The organism is Leclercia pneumoniae, assembly GCF_017348915.1.
GTDB classification, from domain to species: Bacteria; Pseudomonadota; Gammaproteobacteria; order Enterobacterales; family Enterobacteriaceae; genus Enterobacter; species Enterobacter pneumoniae.
Genome location: NZ_CP071383.1, coordinates 1746027 through 1765119 on the forward strand (window position 1 = coordinate 1746027; position 19093 = coordinate 1765119).

The window sequence follows — 19093 nt, forward strand, 5'->3', positions numbered from 1 at the left end:
CATTATCATCTTATAATGCAACCTTCGTCCATTCCTTACCACGATCATCATGATAACGAGCAGTCTGATTTGGTGACTTGTGGCCTAGCAATTTCTGAGTATCAACACCTTGTTCATTGTAGAGTCGCTCTGCTAGTGACCGCTGTTCATGAAATGTCGCTGGGGTACCATCCCCCCACTCAATATCAGTCTTGTCCCGGGACTTACTAAAATTCATAGTAATGGTGTTCGACTTAACCTGTGCACCTCGTTCAGCCATTGAGGTTGCGCGGAAAAAATGGATTAGATATGGACTCACTGCATAGTCACGGCATCGCGCAACTACATCCCTCAAACTCCAGTCAATCGCGTTAAGTTTAAGGGAAAGCGGGATCGCTAGCTTACTCCCCGTCTTCTCCTGAACGACGTGAAGATGGTCATCCCAAATATCGCTAAATTTCATATTCGAAATATCCCCGAGGCGCTGACCAGTAACGAGCGCCAAAAGCATCGCATTACCCATATACTTGTGCTGTGCGTCAGCAATCTCGAAAATCTTTTGCCACTCTTCAAGGTTAAGGCGTTGCCTAGTGATACGTCTTCGTGGCTGCTTCGTTGCGAGTGCTGGATTATAGCCAGGAGGAACCTCACCATAGTGTTGAGCTTCCTTAAATACGTCGATTAATACGGAACGAATAACCTGCGCCATTCTCGGTTGACCTTCTGAGACGTAAGACTCAAGTATTTCAGCAATATCCCGAACGTCAACGGTGGGAATAAGCTTCATGCCAACACGTTCGCGGAGAAGTGCTACCGGTTTAGCCTTTTGCTTATGAGTGTTCGGCCTGATATCGCCGTTCTCCAGCCTTTCATCCTGAATTTTCCAGTAACGGTCAAGCCAGGTGCTGGTGGTTATCGCTTTCCCTTTGCTGGTAGCTATCTTGTCGCTAATCGCCAGAATCTGTTTGGTACGTTGCTCCGCGAGCCGTGCATTTGCTTCGAGGGCAATTGCTGTAGCTTCAGCCTCATCCGTGCCGAGGCTGTGAAATTTACCAGTGATAGGATGCTTATATCGCCAATAAACCTTATTAACCTTCCGGCTAAATAGCGGATAGAGGTTTGGGACTTTGACATTGTTCTTACGTGGACGAGCAGCCATCGTTCAAGATCCTTTGGAGTTTTTGTGAATCAGTTTTTCGGATATCAGGCTTTGCCAGTTCGCCAACAATTTCAGCATCCTCTCTTACTCTCCACAAACGTCCTTGCTTCATCGCGGGTGGGGAGAACATATTTTGCTTGGCATAACGACGCAAGGTATTCATGCCCGGTGGGTTGCTCCGGTATTTCTCTGCCGCCCATTCCTCTAGTGTTAGCATTTGCTTCATGGTTTCTTCTCCACTAAACCGGCTGCACCCGGTTAAGGTTTATAGAACGCGCAAGATGAGCATCCACCGCGGAGGCCATCATTGCAGGTACGACATCTTTTTGTTTCTGTGTGATAGAGCTGGTGGATCATTTCTTTCGGCATCATCACGGGCATCGACACACGGATAACCAGTTTCTTGAGCCTGTCTATCTCGTCGGCCTGCTCCATCACCCTGGCGTGTAGGTCGTTGGCTTCTGCGCGCCACCTGGCCACATCGGATTTAAGGCGGCGCGTACTCCGCTGTTTAAGTTTGCTCACCATGGCAGCCAGCCCATCTGGTCGATAGAACCATAGCCGAGCAGCGCGAACATGATTGCATCTACTGGGTTAGGCATCGCTATTATCCTCGTAGCAGTGGTGTCGGCCTTCTGGGTCATCAGTTACACACCCGCACTCACTACAGGTGAATTCATCCGGGAACGGATTCCCATCGCCTCCAGGCCAGGCATCCAGCTCGTCTTCACGTTGACAGTTTCGGCAGAGGTTATTGCCAGCCCACATATCCTCTTTGCAGAGAGGGCAACGGTCTAAATCTTCGTCTTTCATACTTCAAGCCCCTCGCAAATATGCTGTTCTGGCTCGTCTGCCTTGCAGTAACCACCGCAGATGGTGCAGAGAGTCTCTGGCACGTCGTCGTAACTTGAGGTTCCAGTAATCACTCTTCACCTCCCTGGCGAAGCTGGGCGGCGAACACTTTGGCGTGTTCGATCATCAGCGTGTAATGCTCTTCATCCTCTGGCTCAATAAACACGATGTCTAATTCGCATTGCTCAACCATCATATCCACACCCTGCGCCCGCACTTCAGCCAGGAAGGAATCGGTGGCCGGGGTTTCCATGGAGCGATAAAGCGCAACGATATCGTCCGTTTCGCTCGGCTCTTCATGCGAGCAATTCGGGCACACTGCAACGGAATCTGCATGCTGCTCAATAAGCGACTTCAGCCCCGCATTCTCCGCAGCCAGTGCATCGCGCTGCGCTTTCAGTTCTGCAACTTGTTCCGAAATGCCCAATGTATCGCTTGAGCCAAGAATCGCGATGATGGCTTTGATGCTATTCATCGCCGCCACGTGATTTTCATCAGTTGGTTTCATTTCCCGAACCTGGCGCAGTTCCAGAACTGCAACCTGAACTGCATAAGCGAAGAGGGAAGTCTGGCGGTCGTTGTTCGATTCACATTCGCGCTGCATGTTGACGGCAACAGTCATCAGTTCATCCAACTGCTCACCGGTCATTGGTTTATCAGTTGTTTTCATGATGGCTTTCCTGCTGCAGCTTGTATTGCTTAACGAAGTGGGCAACCGCTTTCGACTGGCTGGTGATGATCCCGTTGAGCGTAACGTTTTTGCCCCGGTAGATAGGAGCTGACCCGATTTCGATACCGTCCAGAGTGACGTAAAGGTTTTTCCCACGTACTTCAGCGGCCGGTATTGGCTGAGACAGGCGGTAGGTTTCACGCGCTTCAGCAATGGCTTTGTGTTCGTCGATGATGGAAAGAGCTTCGGCCAGAGCTGCGCCTTCGACAGTAAACACACCTTCATCGCTGATAGATGCCTGGGCCATTAGCTCGACGAAACGACGTGCAGTTTTGATGCTGAGTTCTGGCGCGATAGAGCTGCGCGTAACTTTCGTTTTGCCCTGGGCAGCAGCCACAGCTTTATCGTGCTGGAGAACTTCACCCGCCTGCTCGCCATATTCGCGAACGCGGTCAACAGCCACATCAACCGAGACAGCACCGGATTTAACTTCCTGCTGAACGTCGTAATTGGCAGTGCTGAGGGTCAGGAGCTTCTCAACCGTGGACACGGACTTATTTACGAGCTTCGCTATATCGCTGGTGGTCTGGTTAAACGCGTTGTGCAGTTCCTGTATAACGGCGGCCTGTTCCATATCGGAGAGAGGAAGCTGGTTATTACTGGTCATGATGCGAGCCAGGCGCTGCACGTCGCTACCGTTGAACGGCATGATGTGAATACGGTCAACCGGTTTACCAGCATCACGGCAACGCTCATAGCAGCGGCGTCGGCGATGGCCTTCGACAACCCACACGCCACCTTCATCACGGGCGATAACTTCCATTGGAGGAACTGAGCCACCGTTCATCAGATAGTTGAACAGGTCATCATCAGCCAGGCGGGTACGATCATCGTTGTCGTCACGCTTGTTGAAACCTTCGCGCACGTGGATATCGTCGAGACTAATGAACATGCCGGTGTCGGTACGTTTGATTGTCCCGTCACGAGACATCAATTTGAATGAGTTAGCCATCACGCAACCCCTTCGCTTAATACAGTCAGGGTTACAGGCGTAAGTTCGCGTAATTCGCGCTGAGCTTCCAGCAGGTGCATATTACTGCGGGTCTTGGTGTGACGTTCTACGATACGGTCACACTCTTTGGCCCAGTTTTTAACGTCATCACGAAGGGTGACATTCTCAGCAGCAAGCTCTTTGCGCTGTTTCATTGCCTCGCACAGCGCCACACTGGTGTAATCCAGTCGGTTCGCCAGTTCGTTCATCAGCTGAGCTGAAGCAACGGGCAGAAACTTAGCTGCGGTATGAGCTGCATCGATCAGTTGCTCGCGGGTCAGGCGTGGTTGTAACTCGGTGATGTTCTGTGTGGTCGTCATTGTTAGTTTCTCCGTTATATAAGCGCTCTGCACAGCGCTGGTTTTTGGCCTTACAACTTAAAAGAGGCCGCCTTGGTCTTTCGGGGTGCTGCGTTTTCGTTTAGTGATTTCGGTTTTAGAAACCTGCTTGTCTGCCCAGGCTTTCGCATGCCGTAACACATCATCAAAAATCGCGCCTTTCTTACTTGCCTGTGACATACGCTTATACAAATCAAGCGCCTGCCACGCCCCCCTTGAGCCACTGAAGAGGAAAAGCCCTGTTTAATGAGCAATTCCTTCACGTTCTTCTCAATAAATTCGAGGTGGTTCATCAGTCCTCCAGTGGAAAATCCGCTGAATTTTGGTTGCACGAATCCCTCGCCGGATGGCGACAAAAAATAAAGGGGTATCGTTTTAGTAAGCACCCAGCCTGGGCACTTAGTGAAACGGGCGACTGCAATCGCCTGTTAGCTTCTCCACAACTGAGAGCGCGTTCCGCTCGAAATTGCATTTAACGAACTGACACTTAGGTTAAAGGTCCAGAACGCGCTTTCAGTTGTGTAAAAGGGGCGGCCGACATAAGGACATTCGAAACTGCCGACCGCCAAGACTACACACAGCATTTGTTGCAGTTACTACGGGTTTACCACATTGGCTACGTGATACTGGCGCAGCATGCAGGATTCGAACCTGCGACCCACGGCTTAGAAGGCCGTTGCTCTATCCATCTGAGCTAATGCCACAACCGAGAGAACACTAATCGGTTCAGAAAGGTCTTCTGGAGTTTCCTTTGCCACAGAAGAGTGTTCTCACGGTTGCATCCTCGTCTCTTCCGAGGTGTCACACCGTACCGCCAGGATGGTGAATCCCATGTTCGTGCAACTGCGTGGCTTGCACATTCCGGCTACCCGCTGGATCTGGATATTGTCTTGCAAGGAATCCCCGGACCGCTGCGGCACATGTGCCATATGCCGTTCTGCATTATGTTTCGATGACTAAAATCTAAAATAACTTAGAGTGAACGTCAAGCAGAAAACCTAAAATAATTTAGATTCTCTGTAAGGGGAGGGGATCTACTTGCGGCGCATCATTCGTCGATGCTCAACAACCACACCAACGATATGAATTTTTTCTTGTGCAGAATTGCGAATGGCGTAATCGTCGTTCAGAGGAACGAGCTCGAATATCTCTTCGCCATATTCACTGATACCACGAGCGCGGTATTTCTTAAATGTCGCCTCATCACCACCATTTTTAGCGACAACGTAATCGCCAGGGCCCGGATGCAGCTCTGGATCCACGATGATGACATCACCCTCGACAAATTCAGGCTCCATAGACTTTCCTTTTACTTTCAAGGCAAAAGTTGAATGCGAGTGAAGCTCTGAAGTCAAAATATAGTCCACCGTTCCTTCAAGGTTTCTGGCGTCGCATTCAGGTGACCAGGCACCGGCTTGAACGTAGCTAATTATCGGAACCTGCTGCGCAGCGACTGGAGCAGCACTTATGTTAGATTCGTCTTCTCTGCCGTACAAAAGGAAACCTTCACTAACCCCCAAGTATCGAGCTAGGTTTGTCAGTGACTTCCCGCCAGGAACATTAAAATCTCTTTCCCAATAGCCAATGGTTACATCTGAAACACCCACAGCCTTTCCTAGCTGGCCTTGAGTTAGCTTCCTCTGCTTCCTTAACTCCTTTAAACGCGTGCCAAGTGTTCCCACAGTTCAGATCCTTAGAAATTATAACCTAAGTAATCTTAGTTTTTATTGACCTAAAAAAGATTAGGTAATAATATCTAAATATTCTTAGGAGGACATCATGACTACGACTGAACTTGAGCAGTATTTCGGCTCACCAAACAAGGCTGCAGAATTTTTTGGAGTTTCCCCGGAGGCTTTTTACCAATGGCGCACTCGCCCTGGTCAGTTAATCCCGAAAGGACGTGCAGCCGAGGCAGCGGCACGAACTAAGGGGAAGCTTAAGTTCGACGCATCGCTTTACCAAAAGCGTAACCAAAAAGCTGCTTAGCAGTAACCACAGAGATAAGGGGTTAACCGTGGGTATTGAACCTGAATGGAAAGTTGATAAGCAACCAGCCTGGCTGGTGGGTGCTATCAAAAAAACGATCACCGAACTGCCTGGCGGCTATGCCGAAGCAGCAGAGTGGTTAGGTGTAACTGAAAACGCTTTGTTTAACCGCCTTCGTACCGATGGTGATCAGATTTTCCCGCTGGGTTGGGCCATGGTTCTGCAGCGAGCTGGTGGTTCTACGTACATCGCTGACGCTATCGCTCGGCATTCAAACGGCGTCTTCGTGCCGTTGGCAGATGTGGAAGAGGTAGACAACGGGGACATCAATCAGCGTCTGATGGAATCCGTAGAGTGGATCGGCAAGCACTCACAGTATCTGCGTAAAGCAACGGCTGACGGTGTTATTGACGATGCAGAACGCGCTCAAATCGAAGAGAACAGCTATCAGGTGATGGCTAAGTGGCAGGAACATTTAACGCTGCTTTTCCGTGTGTTTTGTGCACCAGAAAAGAGTGACGCCCGCGAGTGTGCAGCTCCGGGCGCCGTGGCGTGTCGTATCAGTGGAGAAACTAACGCATGAACAGTTTAACGGTAAAACACCGTCTGCCGCAACTACGTGGCGTTCCAGTGCATGGGGCCTCGTCGTTTCGGTATGAGCGCATGGTATCAGGCCGCTGGGTTCCGTGTAACCACAGTCGGGCGATGGCAATCGTGGGGGTATGGCGTCGTAAAGCGGAGGTTTTATGCCAGAGCTTGATCGCAGGTTCAGGGACCACTACGGCGTCCCGGTTAGAGTTATCCGGTGGGAGCCAGAGAGTCGACGCGTTATATACCTTCGCGAAGGGTACGATCATGAGTGCTTCAGCCCTCTTGAGCAATTCCAGCGTAAATTTACAGAGTTAAAGGACTGCCATGAGCCTGTTAATGCCATCCCGGCCGATAGTGATAAACCCTGACCTTGCATACAGCATTGGCCTGAACGAGGCAATTGCGTTGCAGCAGGTGAACTACTGGCTGAAAGAAACAAACTCCGGTCTGGAGCGTGACGGCGTGCGCTGGATTTACAACACGAACGAGCAGTGGCTGGAGCAGTTCCCGTTCTGGTCAGAGTCTACCCTGAAGCGCACTTTCACCCGCCTGAAGACTCTAGGTGTTCTCAAAATTGAGCAGCTGAACAAGTCTCAGCGCGACATGACGAACTACTACACGATCAACTACGAAAGCGAGCTTTTAGATGAGGTCAAAGTGACCAAATCGAAGAGTTCAAAATGCACTCGTCCATCAGGTCAAAATGAACTCATGGAAGAGGTCAAAGTGGAACGCTCCATCGGGTCAAAACGAACCGCTGTCATCAGGTCAAATTGCACTGATGTTCTTACAGAGAGTACAACAGAGATTACTACAGAGAATAAAACCCCTTTTTGTCCGGTTGCGTCGCAACCAGACCGTGAAGTGTTGATCACTGATCAGGCCAAATCGGTGTTATCTCACCTGAACCAGGTCACGAACTCACGGTTCCAGGTATCAACCACATCCCTGCAGAATATCCGCGCCCGTATCGGCGAGGGGTTCACCGTGGAAGAGTTGCAGCTGGTGGTTGACTACTGCAATGCCAAATGGGCTGATGATCTGAAAATGTCCGATTACCTTCGCCCACAGACGCTTTTCCAGCCGACCAAGTTCCCTGGCTACCTGAAGTCTGCTAACAGTTGGTCAAAAGCTGGTAAGCCTGCACGGGTTAACGGTGAGTGGGCGAGGGAGGAGGGTATATTCAAATCAAGTTTCCAGAACACCAACTACGGCAAGATCCCCGCTGGTTTCAGAGGAGCTAACTCGTGAGCCTTTTGAAAAACATTCAGCTGTTCATCGCGAACAACCCCGGCCTGACGAACAAGCAGCTCGCGGCTTCGATGCCACAGTTCGATGTTCATGCTGTTCAGCGTGCTGTGTGTCACCTGGTAAAACTGAATCGCGCCACTCGCAGACATAACGGCAAGTGCTACCAGTACTTCGCTGAGCCACCAAGCGGAGCGGTAGGGGAAGTGGTTTCCCGCGTGAAAATCGACAGAGCCCAGAGCACTACTGACGCGGAACAAGAATCAGTATCTAACCCGGCGGTAGCTGCAATGCTGCTGAAAGCGAAGGGACTGGCTGAAAAGGGTCTGTATCAGCGTGCAGCTACAGTCCTGATGGAGGCATTCAACCGTTCTAAGAACGAAGATGTGCGCGAAATGATTCTGGTTGAGCGCCAGAAATGCCTCAGCCAGGTTCACAAGCCGAAAGCATCAACGGATTCATGGTGTTTGGCTGGCAGGGGGAGAAACGTCTGATGAAATATTCACTGATTTACGCCGATCCAGCCTGGGAATATGGCAACACCATCAGCAACGGTGCAGCAGAGAACCACTATGGCACGATGAAGCTGATCGACATGAAACGTCTGCCTGTGTGGGAGCTGGCTGCAGAAGATGCCGTTCTGGCCATGTGGTTTACCGGCACTCACACACGTGAGGCTATCGAACTGGCTGAAGCGTGGGGCTTCAAGATTCGCACGATGAAGGGGTTCACCTGGGTGAAGCTGAACCAGTTGGCTGAGCAGCATATTAACAAAGCCCTTCAGGCTGGTGGCGTAGAGGACTTTTACGACTTCCTCGACCTGCTCAATGTGCAGACCCGGATGAACGGTGGCAACTACACCCGCGCCAATACCGAAGACCTGCTGATCGCCGCCAGAGGGAAGGGCCTCGAACGCATGAACGCCAGTGTGAAGCAGGTTATCTACAGCCCTCTCGGTGAGCATAGCGAGAAACCAGCAGAGGCTCGTTTCCGGCTGGAGCAGCTTTACGGCGACGTTCCGCGCATCGAACTGTTCAGTCGCTGCGGCGCGCCTGGCTGGGATCACTGGGGAAATCAGGCTGAGCGCCCAGCGATTCATTTGTTGCCAGGTGTTGTCTGCGCCATCGACTGGGCTAAAGAGGATGTCGCATGAACCAGTCCATCGAGAACGCCATTCAGGCAGAAGCTAAGCGCTGCAGCGAAGCCATCAAGTCAGCGATGAAGGCAAAGCCACGGCCAAAGTTCGACAGCATCAGCAAGCCCTTGCTCAGCAAGCACTATGCGAAGGTAAAGCCACTTGGAATTTCCTTCATCAAATTCGTCAGTGTGATTGGACGCCTTAACGGGCGCTATGGAGTGGACTCATGAACCATTTAACGCCCCGTCAAAGTGAAGTTCTGGATGCAATAGTGCTCTACAAGGATAGAACCGGATTCCCACCGACGATTCTGGAGCTTGCCGGTTTAATTGGCTGTGCATCACCTAATGCTGCTGCCGAGCATGTGAAGGCACTTAAGAAAAAGGGGTACATCTCAATTGCTCCTGGCGCTGCCAGGGGGATTACCGTAATCAAAACGGAATGGGATGCAGAACCTGTAACGATCATCAAAGAGCTCTTAACCGGTGGAGAGAATGCCAGAGATAACGCTATGGAATGGCTGAAAAAGCAGGGAGTGACTTTATGAAGCTAATGCTCCCGTTTCCACCAAGCGTAAACACTTACTGGCGAGCCCCTAACAGCGGCCCACTTAAGGGGCGTCACCTCATCAGTGCAAAGGGCAGGGCATACCAGAGCGCGGCATGTGCGGCCATTATCGAACAACTGCGCCGCCTGCCCAAGCCATCGAATTCACCAGCATCAGTGGAGATCGTGCTGTTCCCGCCAGATGCCCGCCGCCGTGACATCGACAACTACAACAAAGCGCTGTTCGACGCGCTCACTCATGCTGGTGTCTGGGAGGACGACAGCCAGGTTAAACGCATGCTGGTGGAGTGGGGGCCGCAGGTAGCAGGCGGTCGGGTAGAAATCACGATCACCACGCATGAACCTTTGGCGGGTGCAGCCGCCTGATAAGTGGAGAAGAGCATGAACCAGATGAACGTAACCGTAATGTGTCAGACCCATCATGCAGCTGCTATGGCGCAGCAAATAACGATGTCCAGTCGTGAAATTGCCAAGTTAGTGGATTCTCGCCACAGCAATGTATGCGTGACCATTGAGCGGCTCATGAACAGCGGTGTTATTGGGGGGTATGCTGCAATGCAGTACACCCATCCCCAGAACGGGCAGGTTTACCACTACTACGAAGTTAACAAGCGAGACAGTTACGTGATCGTCGCCCAGCTCTCGCCAGAGTTCACGGCCCGTCTTGTTGACCGTTGGCAGGAGCTGGAAAGCAGCGGGGGAATGGTGGTACCGCAATCGTTGCCTGAAGCCCTCAGGTTAGCGGCTGACCTGGCTGAGCAAAAGCAGCGCCTGAGCGAAGAGCTGGCGATTGCCGCACCTAAAGCAGAGTTTGTTGATCGTTACGTCACGGCAACCGGCTCAATGACTTTTCGACAGGTTGCGAAGTTGCTTAATGCCAAAGAGCCAGAGTTCCGCCTGTTCCTGCTGGATCATCACATCATGTACCGTCTGAGCGGGGTTCTTACACCATATCATCAGCATATTGAGTCTGGCCGCTTCGAAGTTAAGACCGGTACAACCAACGCTTCGAATTATGCGTTCAGCCAGGCCCGCTTCACGGCGAAAGGGGTCAAGTGGATTGGTGGTCTTTGGGCTGAACACACCGCTAAGGGGCAAATGACGTGAGGGCACTACTTACACCTGAAATCGCGCCTATGGCCGGGGTGGTTATCTTTCGCCCCGGGACTGATTTGCTCTGGCTATTCCGTCAGGGAAGGGTGGTAATTGAAAAGCCCTCGGACGCTATACAGCATCTACCGTCTGGCCTTCTTCCAGAGTCATACCAGCCACTTACACATGATGACAGCATGCAGGTTGTTTTTGAGAACGAGCGGGTCATTCAGCGTGCCGGCGGTCTGAACGGTCTGGATGCCTGGCTGGAGCGAAAGTATGAATGCCAGTGGCCACACGAAGAATGGCATTCCCGTGATTTTACAGTGATGCGCCACGCTCCCGGCAGCATACGTCTGTGCTGGGGTTGTGATAACAATCTGCGTGATCAAACCACTGAAAGACTCGCAGGAATTGCGCGTGAAAACCTGGTATCCTGGCTACTGGCAACCGTAAGCGGCCAACTTGGTTTCAGCGAAGACCATGTGCTGACACTTCCGGAGTTCTGCTGGTGGATGGTCAGGAACGGGCTGGCAGATGTTATTCCGGAAAAGCTGGCGGCAAAAGCTCTGAGGATTGAGCCAGAACCCATCCAGTCTGTGATGCGCGAAAGCGATATCATGCCATCGGTACCGGCGGCAGAACTGTTACAGGAGAAAGCCAAAAAGATAGTGACGGTGAAGGTTGATCCGGATAGCCCGGAATCCTTCATGCTGAAACCTAAGCGTCGCCGCTGGGAGAACGAGAAGTACACCCGTTGGGTTAAGTCGCAGCAGTGCATGTGCTGCAACAACCCGGCAGACGACCCCCACCACCTGATAGGCCACGGGCAGGGTGGAATGGGTACAAAGGCGCACGACCTGTTTGTGATACCTCTGTGCAGAGAGCATCACGACGAGTTGCACGCTGGCCCTGTGGCATTTGAAGCGAAATACGGCGACCAGTTAACGCTGCTGTTTCGGTTTTTAGATCGTGCACTGGCAATCGGCGTACTGGCGTAATTTAGTGGAGAGAGTTGATGCGTGATATTCAGAAGGTCATGGAGTTGTGGGGCGGGTGGGCTGCAAGCGATAGCTCAGGTGTGGATTACTCACCAATAGCTGCTGGTTTTAAGGGATTGCTGCCGCAAACGGGCAAATCCCGTCTTTCATGTACAGACGATGATGCCTTGATCATTGAAGGCTGCTTGGCCCAGCTGAAGAAAAGAAAACCGTATGAGCATTCATTGCTGGTTGCACATTATCTGTATGGCATCTCAAAGCGGAAGATTGCTAAAGCGCGAAAAAAAGATGAGAAGTTGATACGCATTGAGATACAGATGGCAGAGGGGTTTGTTGAAGGGTGCCTTAGCATGCTAAATATCAATTTAGATATGGATGCTATCGTAAATTGAAAAAAACGGCCGTTAGGCCGTTTATTCTTCTTCTGAGGAAGTAGTTGCAGCAGTAACTGATAGCGTCTTACCAATATTGACTAAGCTTCTAATAGTTTTTTCTCGATCTTTGATTAATTCATTACGAAATTCATCTGTTAGATGAGAGCTCTTCAATTGTTCATCGATGAGATTAAGATCTCTATTCAGGCGGTTGCGAAGTGAAGCCTCAGCAGGGGATTCTAATCCATGACGATTGATCACCCAAATCATTATGTAAGTCAAAAACGCAGAAACTAAAGGAGCCAATGCGTAAAGTAATGGTCGCCAACCACTAGTAGGATCAGGAGCAATCAAAGGGACGATGGTTGTGAGAACAGCACCTATGCCACCTGTTGTAAGCCCTTTGCTTTCACTCAGCAGGTTTTTTTTGTCATCACTCATTGTTTAGCCGAGACCTTCGATTTAGCTTCTTCAATGAGATCAACAACTTTCTTTCCTTCACTACCATCTAATTTAATGGTAAGGGTTTTGATCAAACGGTGCTCAGAATCATGCATCCGTATTTCAACCTTGCGTGTAGGAAAAAGTTGTCGCCAGATCAAGGCAGAACCAGCATATACAAAGCGATAAAAGGTCGGAAGGCTAACGATCACCCCCAACCAAAATACGATTTGTATTAACTGTTGCTGTATCATTTTGATTTATAGTCTTAAATTAGTTTTTTGCCTTGAGCAACACGGTGGCGTAGCACTCTCTTAATCACAAATTTTTGTGTGCTAGCTCGAGCAGTCGTGGTCTTGGTTGTCTCTAATGTCACCGAAAAAAGGTCTTCGCTGGTTATCGTACCTTCAGCCTGACGTACTTTAGCTAAAAATTCGTAATCTGTAAGTAGTACCGAATGCTCTTCATCCAAATACTCCATCCTCCACCCCTTCTCACTATGGAAGTTGACCTGAGTAAACTTGACGTTTACATCTTTAGTTTCAACCTCTTTTTTCAGCAAAGTTCCTCTGGGTAGGGGTTTTATTTCCTCTGTTTGTTCGCCTTCAAGCCTCATCAATTCGTTGCCATTATCATCAACAATCTTGAAAACAGGTGCTTCTTTGCCTTCTAGTGGAGCCTGTACAACAGAAATCAAAGCATCACGAATTGTTGGTTCTGTAACAAGTGCCGCAACTGGAGCAGGGCAAACAATCTCCTCGCCTTCAAGCTCGAGAACAGCCTCGTTGGTACCAGCTCTTCTGGTTACTGAAATTACTTTTCTACTTCCTAACTGTCGAATTAAGGAAATAGCTGTTGCATGAGCTACAGCGCCTGCGGTTCCCACAATGCCGATAGTTTTAAGCACGCTAATTGTAGCGGGCAATAATTCGACAATTGTATAAGCCACTCCAATTGATCCAGCGACAGCTGGATTTGTAACTAAAACTTTAACTGACTTATTACCCTCATTAAGGATGTCATCCGCTTTCTCAATAAGGTTTGTCATTGAAAGTATTGATTTTGCTAATGTTTCAGCATCGATGGCGTGTTTAGAAAGTTCATCGTCATCAGCATCGTAAAACACTTTAAAGGAGGTAGTCTTATTCATAACTTTCCTGTTATGTAAGGCAGCTCTAACAATTAATCGCTGTAGTGGGCAAAGCATGAATTTAACGCGAAAAAAAATAGAAATCACTACTGCGGTCCGCAATTTGTGTTGTAGCCTGTTAAGAGTGGTCACTTCGCCACGGACTTAAAACAAATTTTCTACCTCGCTTCGGCGGGGTTTTGTCATTTCTAAGGCTGCCAACGGGCGGCCTTTTTTGTTTCCCCTCACTTCTGAGAGGACTCACAGTAATAAGAGGGGGCTAAATGTCCGATCCTGTTTCAGGCACTACGGTAGCTGCCGGTGGGCTCATGGGGGCCAGTATGTTTGGCCTGGCAACCGGCATTGATTACGGTGTGGTGTTTGGTGCATTTGCTGGCGCGGTTTTTTATGTCGCTACGGCGGTAAATATCACCCGCCTTAAGCTGGTGGGCTACTTCATCACCTCGTTCATCTTCGGCGTTATCGGCGCTCCATTACTTGGCTCTTACTTCTCCAAATGGACGGGTTACAGCGACAGGCCACTTGATGCGCTGGGCGCGGTAATCGTAGCCGCTATTGCTATTAAGCTGCTGACGTTCGTCAACAGTCAGGATTTGGGTAGCCTGTTTGGAATTCTCTCTCGTTTACGTGGAGGAGGGGCCAGCAATGGTAACAAGTGATCCGAGTGCAATGGCGAATGCTCTTATCTGTGGGGTGATCGTCGTTGCTCTGATGTTCTACCAGCGCGGCGGGGCGAGACATCGCCCTCTGATATCGCTGATGGCTTATTTCACGGTGCTGGTATATGCCAGCGTCCCCTTCCGTTACCTGTTCGGCCTGTACCATGAATCGCACTGGTTCGTGGTGCTGGTGAACGTCCTGATTTGCGCTGCCGTTCTCTGGGCTCGGGGAAACGTGGCGCGTCTGATTGATGCACTGAGGCAGCCCCATGACCAAAGACGAAATTTTTGATGCCATTCTTGGTAAAGAGGGTAGCTACGTTAATCACCCTGATGACAAGGGTGGCCCAACAAATTGGGGGATTACGCAAGCGGTAGCTCGCGCCCATGGGTTCACCGGCGATATGCGGAACCTCAGCCGGCAACAAGCTCTGGATATTCTGACCGCTGACTACTGGACAGGTCCACGCTTCGACCTTGTTTCTGAGGTGTCACCGGCCATTGCCGCAGAACTCTGCGACACAGGCGTTAACATGGGGCCATCGGTTCAGACGAAATGGTTTCAGCGTTGGCTTAACGTCTTCAACATTCAGGGCTCGCTCTACCCCGATCTTATTGCAGATGGTTTTATCGGTCCGAGAACAATCAGTGCATTACAAAGTTATCTTTCTCGACGCGGTAAAGAGGGTGAACTGGTAATGCTTAGGGCCCTAAATTGTAGCCAGGGTCAACGCTATCTTGAACTGGCTGAACAGCGCAGCGCGAACGAGACGTTTGTTTATGGCTGGGTGAAGGAGCGGGTGGTGATATGAATCTTGAATTGATCATCGGTCTCGCTGCAGCTGTGTTTGCTGCAATCGCCGCCGCGTTCGGATTGGGCCATTCACGCGGCACCAACAAAGCGGAAGCCAAAGCTGACCAGCAGCGAGCAGAAGAAAAGGCCGCAGCCACTGAGGCAGCAGCCGAACGCCGGGTACAAGCCACCAAAGAGGCCAGCAATGTACAGCAGACTGTTAGCCGTATGCCTGATGACGATGTTGATCGCGAGCTGCGCGGAAACTGGACCCGCACCGGTAGTCGTTGATACCGCGTGCGATTGGGTTAAGCCAATCTATCTTACTGACCACGACATTGACGTTTTGGATAAGCAGACTAAACGCGACATCCTGGCGCATAACAAAACGTGGCAGGTGAACTGTCAGAAATCAGGTAGAGTCTCGCAATAGCGAGATGTTTTACAGCGGTGACCACTGGGCTTTTGGCTTTGTTATCTTTGGGTTAAAATATTAGTTCTCATAAATGGAGAATTTAATGTTCAAACTATTCAGACGCAATATCGCTTCTGCGAAGATGAGGAAGTACATAGCTCATTGGATGGAAGTAATGTCGCTTACATTCAGAAATTCTATGGCAGGAAATTATATTGACCAGAAGGATTTAGACAGAATTAGCCTTGTTATTATTAGTACTGCAATCGCTGAGGAAAAAGTTTGTAGTGGCACAATCATGACGTGTGTTGCTGATGTGGCGTCTAGAGCAGGTATGACTGAGGAAGATTTGAGCTATCTTCCGTATCAGGTGCTTGCCATAACGAAAGGGGTGAAAGGCCGTTCCCCATTAGAGTCTAAGAAAGGTATGCTTGGACTCATTTCACCTGGTTATGAGTTTTCTGATCAGGACACAGGATGGTTTGATACTAATATTGAAATCATAACTAAACAGCTTAAAAATGATCTTCGCAGCGTAGTTAACACGCTGCAAGATTAATTCATTTGGCGCGTATGATTTCATAACCCTCTTCGGGGTGGTTGCCATTAGTGTATGTATTACCGCAGGCATTCACTGAGTGCCTGTGATAATGTCGAATTTGAGGGGGAACAGCCAAGGCTGATTGGCATGACCGGTCGTTCTTGTGGCACCACAGACCTAGATCGTTAAGCCGCAAAGCTGGAGATCAGCACCAGCCACCTCAACCCATCCAAGCCACTGGTATCCGCCGGTGGCTTTTTATTTGGATTTTCTCATGCCGCCACGCACACCAAAGGCCTGTCGCGTTCGCGGCTGCCGCTTGACAACCACTGACCCATCAGGCTACTGCGAATCCCACGAAGGCGAAGGCTGGCGACAGTATAAGCCTGGACAAACCAGACACCAGCGAGGATACGGTACCAAATGGGAGATCATCCGCGCCCGCATACTGAAGAGAGATAACGGTCTCTGTCAGGATCACCTTACAGATGGCGTGGCGAAGCCAGCCTCCTGTGTTGACCACATCAAGCCCAAGGCTCAGGGCGGAACCGACGATGACTCGAACCTGCAAAGCCTGTGCTGGTCATGCCACGCCCGCAAGACCGCGCGCGACCGCATCAAGTGAGAGTGGTTCTCATTTGCATCAAGACAGGGGGGAGGGGGAGGGAAAATCTCTGGCGTCCCCCGACTTCCGGACTGCCCGCCTCCTCGAATTTTTATACCCGCGAAAAATCAAATTTAACCAGGAGTGTCGCTTATGGCTGGAACGGCGGGGCGTTCCGGGCGTCGCCCTAAGCCAACGGCGCGCAAGGAGCTGGCTGGAAACCCCGGCAAGCGAGCCCTGAATAAAGAAGAACCGGTGTTCACTCCCATCAAAGGGGTGGCCCCGCCGGATTGGTTCGAAGAGGATGATCTCCCTCTTGCTGCAATCATGTGGCAACTGACCACAAAAGAATTATGTGGTCAGGGTCTTCTCTGCGTTACCGATCTCGCCGTGCTGGAGCGCTGGTGCATTGCTTATGAGTTCTGGCGCCGCGCCGTAAAAAATATCGCGGTTGATGGTCTTTCCATCACTGGCGCCATGGGCGGCAAGATTAAGAACCCTGAGCTTACCGCCAAGAAAGAACAGGAATCGGAGATGAGTTCTACCGGTTCAATGCTGGGCCTCGACCCCAGCAGCCGCCAGCGTCTGATCGGCCTCGCCGGCCAGAAGAAGACCGACAACCCATTCCTGAAGATGATTAACTCATGAGCCGGAAATCGTACCCCAACGTTAACGCCGCGAATCAGTATGCCCGCAACGTTGTGCGGGGAAAAATCCCGGCGTGCCAGTTTGTCATTCAGGCCTGCCAGCGTCATATCGATGATATGGCCCAGGAGAAGAGCCGCAAATTCCGGTATCGCTTTGACAAAGACATGGCGGAGAAGGCGGCGAAGTTTATCCAGCTGCTGCCCCACACAAAGGGGGAGTGGGCGTTCAAACGGATGCCGATCACGCTGGAACCCTGGCAGTTATTTATCGTGTGCTGCGCCTTCGGCTGGGTGCAGAAAGGCTCAAAGCTTCGTCGCTTCCGTGAAGTCTATACCGAGATCCCCCGCAAGAACGGCAAGTCGGCTATTTCTGCGGGCGTGGCGCTATTCTGTTTTACCTGCGACAACGAGTTCGGCGCTGAGGTTTACTCTGGCGCCACAACCGAAAAACAGGCGTGGGAGGTGTTCAGACCCGCCCGCCTGATGTGCAAGCGCACACCTCTGCTGGTGGAGGCTTTCGGGATAGAGGTCAATGCCTCGAACCTGAACCGGCCCGAGGATGGGGCGCGTTTCGAACCGCTGATCGGTAACCCCGGCGATGGTGCTTCGCCACACTGTGCCATTGTCGACGAGTATCATGAACACCCGACGGATTCGCTTTACACCACAATGCTGACAGGTATGGGTGCCCGCCGGCAGCCGCTTATGTGGGCCATCACTACGGCAGGCTACAACATCGAGGGGCCTTGTTACGACAAGCGGCGCGAAGTGATTGAGATGCTGAATGGCACGGTACCGAACGAAGAGCTGTTCGGCGTGATCTACACGGTCGACGAAGGCGACGACTGGACGGATCCGAAAGTGCTTGAGAAAGCCAACCCGAATATGGGCGTCTCCGTTTACCGGGACTTCCTGTTGAGCCAGCAACAGCGTGCCATCAATAACGCCCGCCAGGCTGGGGTGTTTAAAACTAAACACCTCAACATCTGGGTGGCCGCGCGCGCCGCATTCTTCAACCTGGTGTCCTGGCAGAACTGCGAGGACAAAACCCTGACGCTTGAAATGTTCGAAGGGCAGCCATGCGTGCTGGGCTTCGACCTCGCGCGCAAGCTGGACATGAACAGCATGCCGCGTCTGTTCACGCGTGAGATTGACGGCAAAACGCATTACTACAGTGTTGCTCCGCGCTTCTGGGTGCCTTACGACACGGTCTACAGCGTTGACAGAAACGAGGATCGGCGCACAGCGGAGCGCTTTCAGAAATGGGTTGAGATGGGGCTACTAACCGTTACCGATGGTGCTGAGGTTGATTACCGCTACATCCTTGAAGAGGCCAAGGCTGCGAACAAACTCAACCCGGTTAGCGAGTCACCTATTGACCCGTTCGGCGCAACTGGCCTTTCGCATGATCTGGCTGATGAAGGGCTTAACCCCATCACGATTGTTCAGAACTACACCAACATGTCTGACCCTATGAAGGAACTGGAGGCCGCGATTGAGTCTGGCCGTTTTCATCACGATGGCAACCCGATCATGAGCTGGTGTATCAGCAACGTCGTCGGCAAATACCTTCCTGGTAATGACGATGTGGTGAAGCCAATCAAGGAGCAGAACGAAAACAAAATCGACGGCGCAGTAGCGCTGATTATGGCGATTGGTCGGGCAATGCTGAAAGAACCTGGCGATTTCCTCTCATCTCTTGATCCGGACGACGACCTCTTAATTCTATGAAATCACTTATTACTGATGTTATCGGGCTAACCGGTTTTGGTCTGCTCACGTCCGGGGTTTACC

The 19093-nt window shown here is 51.1% G+C and carries 30 protein-coding genes and 1 tRNA gene; 22 read left to right on the forward strand and 9 right to left on the reverse strand.

Annotated features, from left to right (window positions below):
* Positions 1-10 precede the first annotated feature (10 nt).
* Together JZ655_RS08270 and JZ655_RS08275 are read right to left on the reverse strand one after the other, a co-directional pair.
* A complete protein-coding gene (locus tag JZ655_RS08270) occupies positions 11-1138 on the reverse strand; it encodes a site-specific integrase (protein WP_207293507.1) in 1128 nt (375 codons plus the stop codon).
* Entirely contained in the window at positions 1119-1364 is a 246-nt protein-coding gene (locus JZ655_RS08275) for an excisionase (RefSeq protein ID WP_207293508.1), read from the reverse strand. The genes JZ655_RS08270 and JZ655_RS08275 overlap by 20 nt, the downstream gene beginning before the upstream one ends.
* A gap of 350 nt (positions 1365-1714) precedes the next feature.
* On the opposite strand from JZ655_RS08275, the gene JZ655_RS08280 reads away from it, so the two are divergent.
* Positions 1715-1936, forward strand: a complete 222-nt coding sequence (locus JZ655_RS08280; protein ID WP_207293509.1) for a hypothetical protein — start codon at positions 1715-1717, stop codon at positions 1934-1936.
* A 124-nt stretch (positions 1937-2060) separates the two neighbouring features.
* On the opposite strand, the gene JZ655_RS08285 is transcribed toward JZ655_RS08280, so the two are convergent.
* From JZ655_RS08285 to JZ655_RS08305, 5 genes are all read right to left on the reverse strand, one after another.
* Positions 2061-2660: a hypothetical protein gene (locus JZ655_RS08285; protein ID WP_207293510.1), complete on the reverse strand. Its 600-nt coding sequence runs from the start codon at positions 2658-2660 to the stop codon at positions 2061-2063.
* Positions 2647-3672 (reverse strand): chromosome partitioning protein ParB, encoded by a 1026-nt coding sequence (locus tag JZ655_RS08290; RefSeq protein ID WP_207293511.1) that lies wholly within the window; start codon positions 3670-3672, stop codon positions 2647-2649. The genes JZ655_RS08285 and JZ655_RS08290 overlap by 14 nt, the downstream gene beginning before the upstream one ends.
* The gene (locus tag JZ655_RS08295; RefSeq protein WP_207293512.1) at positions 3672-4031 is read right to left on the reverse strand and encodes a hypothetical protein; all 360 of its coding nucleotides are present in this window, start codon (positions 4029-4031) and stop codon (positions 3672-3674) included. The genes JZ655_RS08290 and JZ655_RS08295 overlap by 1 nt, the downstream gene beginning before the upstream one ends.
* A gap of 645 nt (positions 4032-4676) precedes the next feature.
* A tRNA-Arg gene (locus tag JZ655_RS08300) sits at positions 4677-4753 on the reverse strand.
* 330 nt (positions 4754-5083) lie between these two features.
* Positions 5084-5731: a LexA family protein gene (locus tag JZ655_RS08305; RefSeq protein ID WP_207293513.1), complete on the reverse strand. Its 648-nt coding sequence runs from the start codon at positions 5729-5731 to the stop codon at positions 5084-5086.
* 97 nt (positions 5732-5828) lie between these two features.
* Here JZ655_RS08305 and JZ655_RS08310 point away from each other — a divergent pair, with 97 nt between their 5' ends.
* From JZ655_RS08310 to JZ655_RS08365, 12 genes are all read left to right on the forward strand, one after another.
* The gene (locus tag JZ655_RS08310; protein ID WP_207293514.1) at positions 5829-6038 is read left to right on the forward strand and encodes a Cro/CI family transcriptional regulator; all 210 of its coding nucleotides are present in this window, start codon (positions 5829-5831) and stop codon (positions 6036-6038) included.
* Between the two features lie 28 nt (positions 6039-6066).
* The gene (locus tag JZ655_RS08315) at positions 6067-6621 is read left to right on the forward strand and encodes a YmfL family putative regulatory protein (protein ID WP_207293515.1); all 555 of its coding nucleotides are present in this window, start codon (positions 6067-6069) and stop codon (positions 6619-6621) included.
* Between the two features lie 163 nt (positions 6622-6784).
* Positions 6785-6997 carry a DUF4222 domain-containing protein gene (locus JZ655_RS08320; protein WP_207293516.1) on the forward strand — a complete coding sequence of 71 codons (213 nt, stop codon included), beginning with the start codon at positions 6785-6787 and terminating at the stop codon, positions 6995-6997.
* Positions 6954-7880, forward strand: coding sequence for a conserved phage C-terminal domain-containing protein (locus JZ655_RS08325; protein ID WP_207293517.1), 927 nt, complete (start codon positions 6954-6956; stop codon positions 7878-7880). The genes JZ655_RS08320 and JZ655_RS08325 overlap by 44 nt, the downstream gene beginning before the upstream one ends.
* On the forward strand, positions 7877-8371 hold the full coding sequence (locus tag JZ655_RS08330; RefSeq protein WP_207293518.1) for a PerC family transcriptional regulator: 495 nt from the start codon (positions 7877-7879) through the stop codon (positions 8369-8371). Before JZ655_RS08325 ends, JZ655_RS08330 begins: the two co-directional genes overlap by 4 nt.
* Positions 8371-9030 (forward strand): MT-A70 family methyltransferase, encoded by a 660-nt coding sequence (locus JZ655_RS08335; RefSeq protein WP_207293519.1) that lies wholly within the window; start codon positions 8371-8373, stop codon positions 9028-9030. Before JZ655_RS08330 ends, JZ655_RS08335 begins: the two co-directional genes overlap by 1 nt.
* Positions 9027-9245: a hypothetical protein gene (locus JZ655_RS08340; protein WP_207293520.1), complete on the forward strand. Its 219-nt coding sequence runs from the start codon at positions 9027-9029 to the stop codon at positions 9243-9245. The genes JZ655_RS08335 and JZ655_RS08340 overlap by 4 nt, the downstream gene beginning before the upstream one ends.
* Positions 9242-9562, forward strand: coding sequence for a LexA family protein (locus tag JZ655_RS08345; protein ID WP_207293521.1), 321 nt, complete (start codon positions 9242-9244; stop codon positions 9560-9562). The genes JZ655_RS08340 and JZ655_RS08345 overlap by 4 nt, the downstream gene beginning before the upstream one ends.
* A complete protein-coding gene (locus tag JZ655_RS08350) occupies positions 9559-9948 on the forward strand; it encodes a RusA family crossover junction endodeoxyribonuclease (protein ID WP_207293522.1) in 390 nt (129 codons plus the stop codon). The genes JZ655_RS08345 and JZ655_RS08350 overlap by 4 nt, the downstream gene beginning before the upstream one ends.
* A 24-nt stretch (positions 9949-9972) precedes the next feature.
* Positions 9973-10689 (forward strand): phage antirepressor KilAC domain-containing protein, encoded by a 717-nt coding sequence (locus JZ655_RS08355; protein ID WP_425352485.1) that lies wholly within the window; start codon positions 9973-9975, stop codon positions 10687-10689.
* Positions 10686-11675 carry a DUF968 domain-containing protein gene (locus JZ655_RS08360; protein WP_207293524.1) on the forward strand — a complete coding sequence of 330 codons (990 nt, stop codon included), beginning with the start codon at positions 10686-10688 and terminating at the stop codon, positions 11673-11675. Before JZ655_RS08355 ends, JZ655_RS08360 begins: the two co-directional genes overlap by 4 nt.
* 17 nt (positions 11676-11692) lie before the next feature.
* On the forward strand, positions 11693-12067 hold the full coding sequence (locus JZ655_RS08365; protein WP_207293525.1) for an antiterminator Q family protein: 375 nt from the start codon (positions 11693-11695) through the stop codon (positions 12065-12067).
* 21 nt (positions 12068-12088) lie between these two features.
* Here JZ655_RS08365 and JZ655_RS08370 read toward each other — a convergent pair whose 3' ends face one another.
* Together JZ655_RS08370 and JZ655_RS08375 are read right to left on the reverse strand one after the other, a co-directional pair.
* Complete coding sequence (locus JZ655_RS08370) at positions 12089-12490, reverse strand: hypothetical protein (protein WP_207293526.1); 402 nt, start codon at positions 12488-12490, stop codon at positions 12089-12091.
* Positions 12491-12758: 268 nt separating this feature from the next.
* Positions 12759-13640: an LAPAL motif-containing putative phage structural protein gene (locus tag JZ655_RS08375; protein ID WP_207293527.1), complete on the reverse strand. Its 882-nt coding sequence runs from the start codon at positions 13638-13640 to the stop codon at positions 12759-12761.
* A gap of 263 nt (positions 13641-13903) precedes the next feature.
* Here JZ655_RS08375 and JZ655_RS08380 point away from each other — a divergent pair, with 263 nt between their 5' ends.
* From JZ655_RS08380 to JZ655_RS08415, 9 genes are all read left to right on the forward strand, one after another.
* Entirely contained in the window at positions 13904-14299 is a 396-nt protein-coding gene (locus JZ655_RS08380; RefSeq protein WP_046884899.1) for a phage holin family protein, read from the forward strand.
* A complete protein-coding gene (locus tag JZ655_RS08385; RefSeq protein ID WP_207293528.1) occupies positions 14286-14591 on the forward strand; it encodes a phage holin family protein in 306 nt (101 codons plus the stop codon). Before JZ655_RS08380 ends, JZ655_RS08385 begins: the two co-directional genes overlap by 14 nt.
* Positions 14569-15111 carry a glycoside hydrolase family 108 protein gene (locus tag JZ655_RS08390; protein ID WP_207293529.1) on the forward strand — a complete coding sequence of 181 codons (543 nt, stop codon included), beginning with the start codon at positions 14569-14571 and terminating at the stop codon, positions 15109-15111. Before JZ655_RS08385 ends, JZ655_RS08390 begins: the two co-directional genes overlap by 23 nt.
* Positions 15108-15383 carry a hypothetical protein gene (locus JZ655_RS08395; RefSeq protein ID WP_207293530.1) on the forward strand — a complete coding sequence of 92 codons (276 nt, stop codon included), beginning with the start codon at positions 15108-15110 and terminating at the stop codon, positions 15381-15383. Before JZ655_RS08390 ends, JZ655_RS08395 begins: the two co-directional genes overlap by 4 nt.
* A complete protein-coding gene (locus JZ655_RS21350; RefSeq protein ID WP_242637315.1) occupies positions 15334-15525 on the forward strand; it encodes a hypothetical protein in 192 nt (63 codons plus the stop codon). The genes JZ655_RS08395 and JZ655_RS21350 overlap by 50 nt, the downstream gene beginning before the upstream one ends.
* An 85-nt stretch (positions 15526-15610) precedes the next feature.
* Positions 15611-16066: a hypothetical protein gene (locus JZ655_RS08400; RefSeq protein WP_207293531.1), complete on the forward strand. Its 456-nt coding sequence runs from the start codon at positions 15611-15613 to the stop codon at positions 16064-16066.
* A gap of 256 nt (positions 16067-16322) precedes the next feature.
* Complete coding sequence (locus JZ655_RS08405) at positions 16323-16673, forward strand: HNH endonuclease (RefSeq protein ID WP_207293532.1); 351 nt, start codon at positions 16323-16325, stop codon at positions 16671-16673.
* Between the two features lie 132 nt (positions 16674-16805).
* On the forward strand, positions 16806-17300 hold the full coding sequence (locus JZ655_RS08410; protein ID WP_207293533.1) for a phage terminase small subunit P27 family: 495 nt from the start codon (positions 16806-16808) through the stop codon (positions 17298-17300).
* A complete protein-coding gene (locus JZ655_RS08415; protein WP_207293534.1) occupies positions 17297-19030 on the forward strand; it encodes a terminase large subunit in 1734 nt (577 codons plus the stop codon). The genes JZ655_RS08410 and JZ655_RS08415 overlap by 4 nt, the downstream gene beginning before the upstream one ends.
* The last annotated feature ends 63 nt before the right edge of the window (positions 19031-19093 follow it).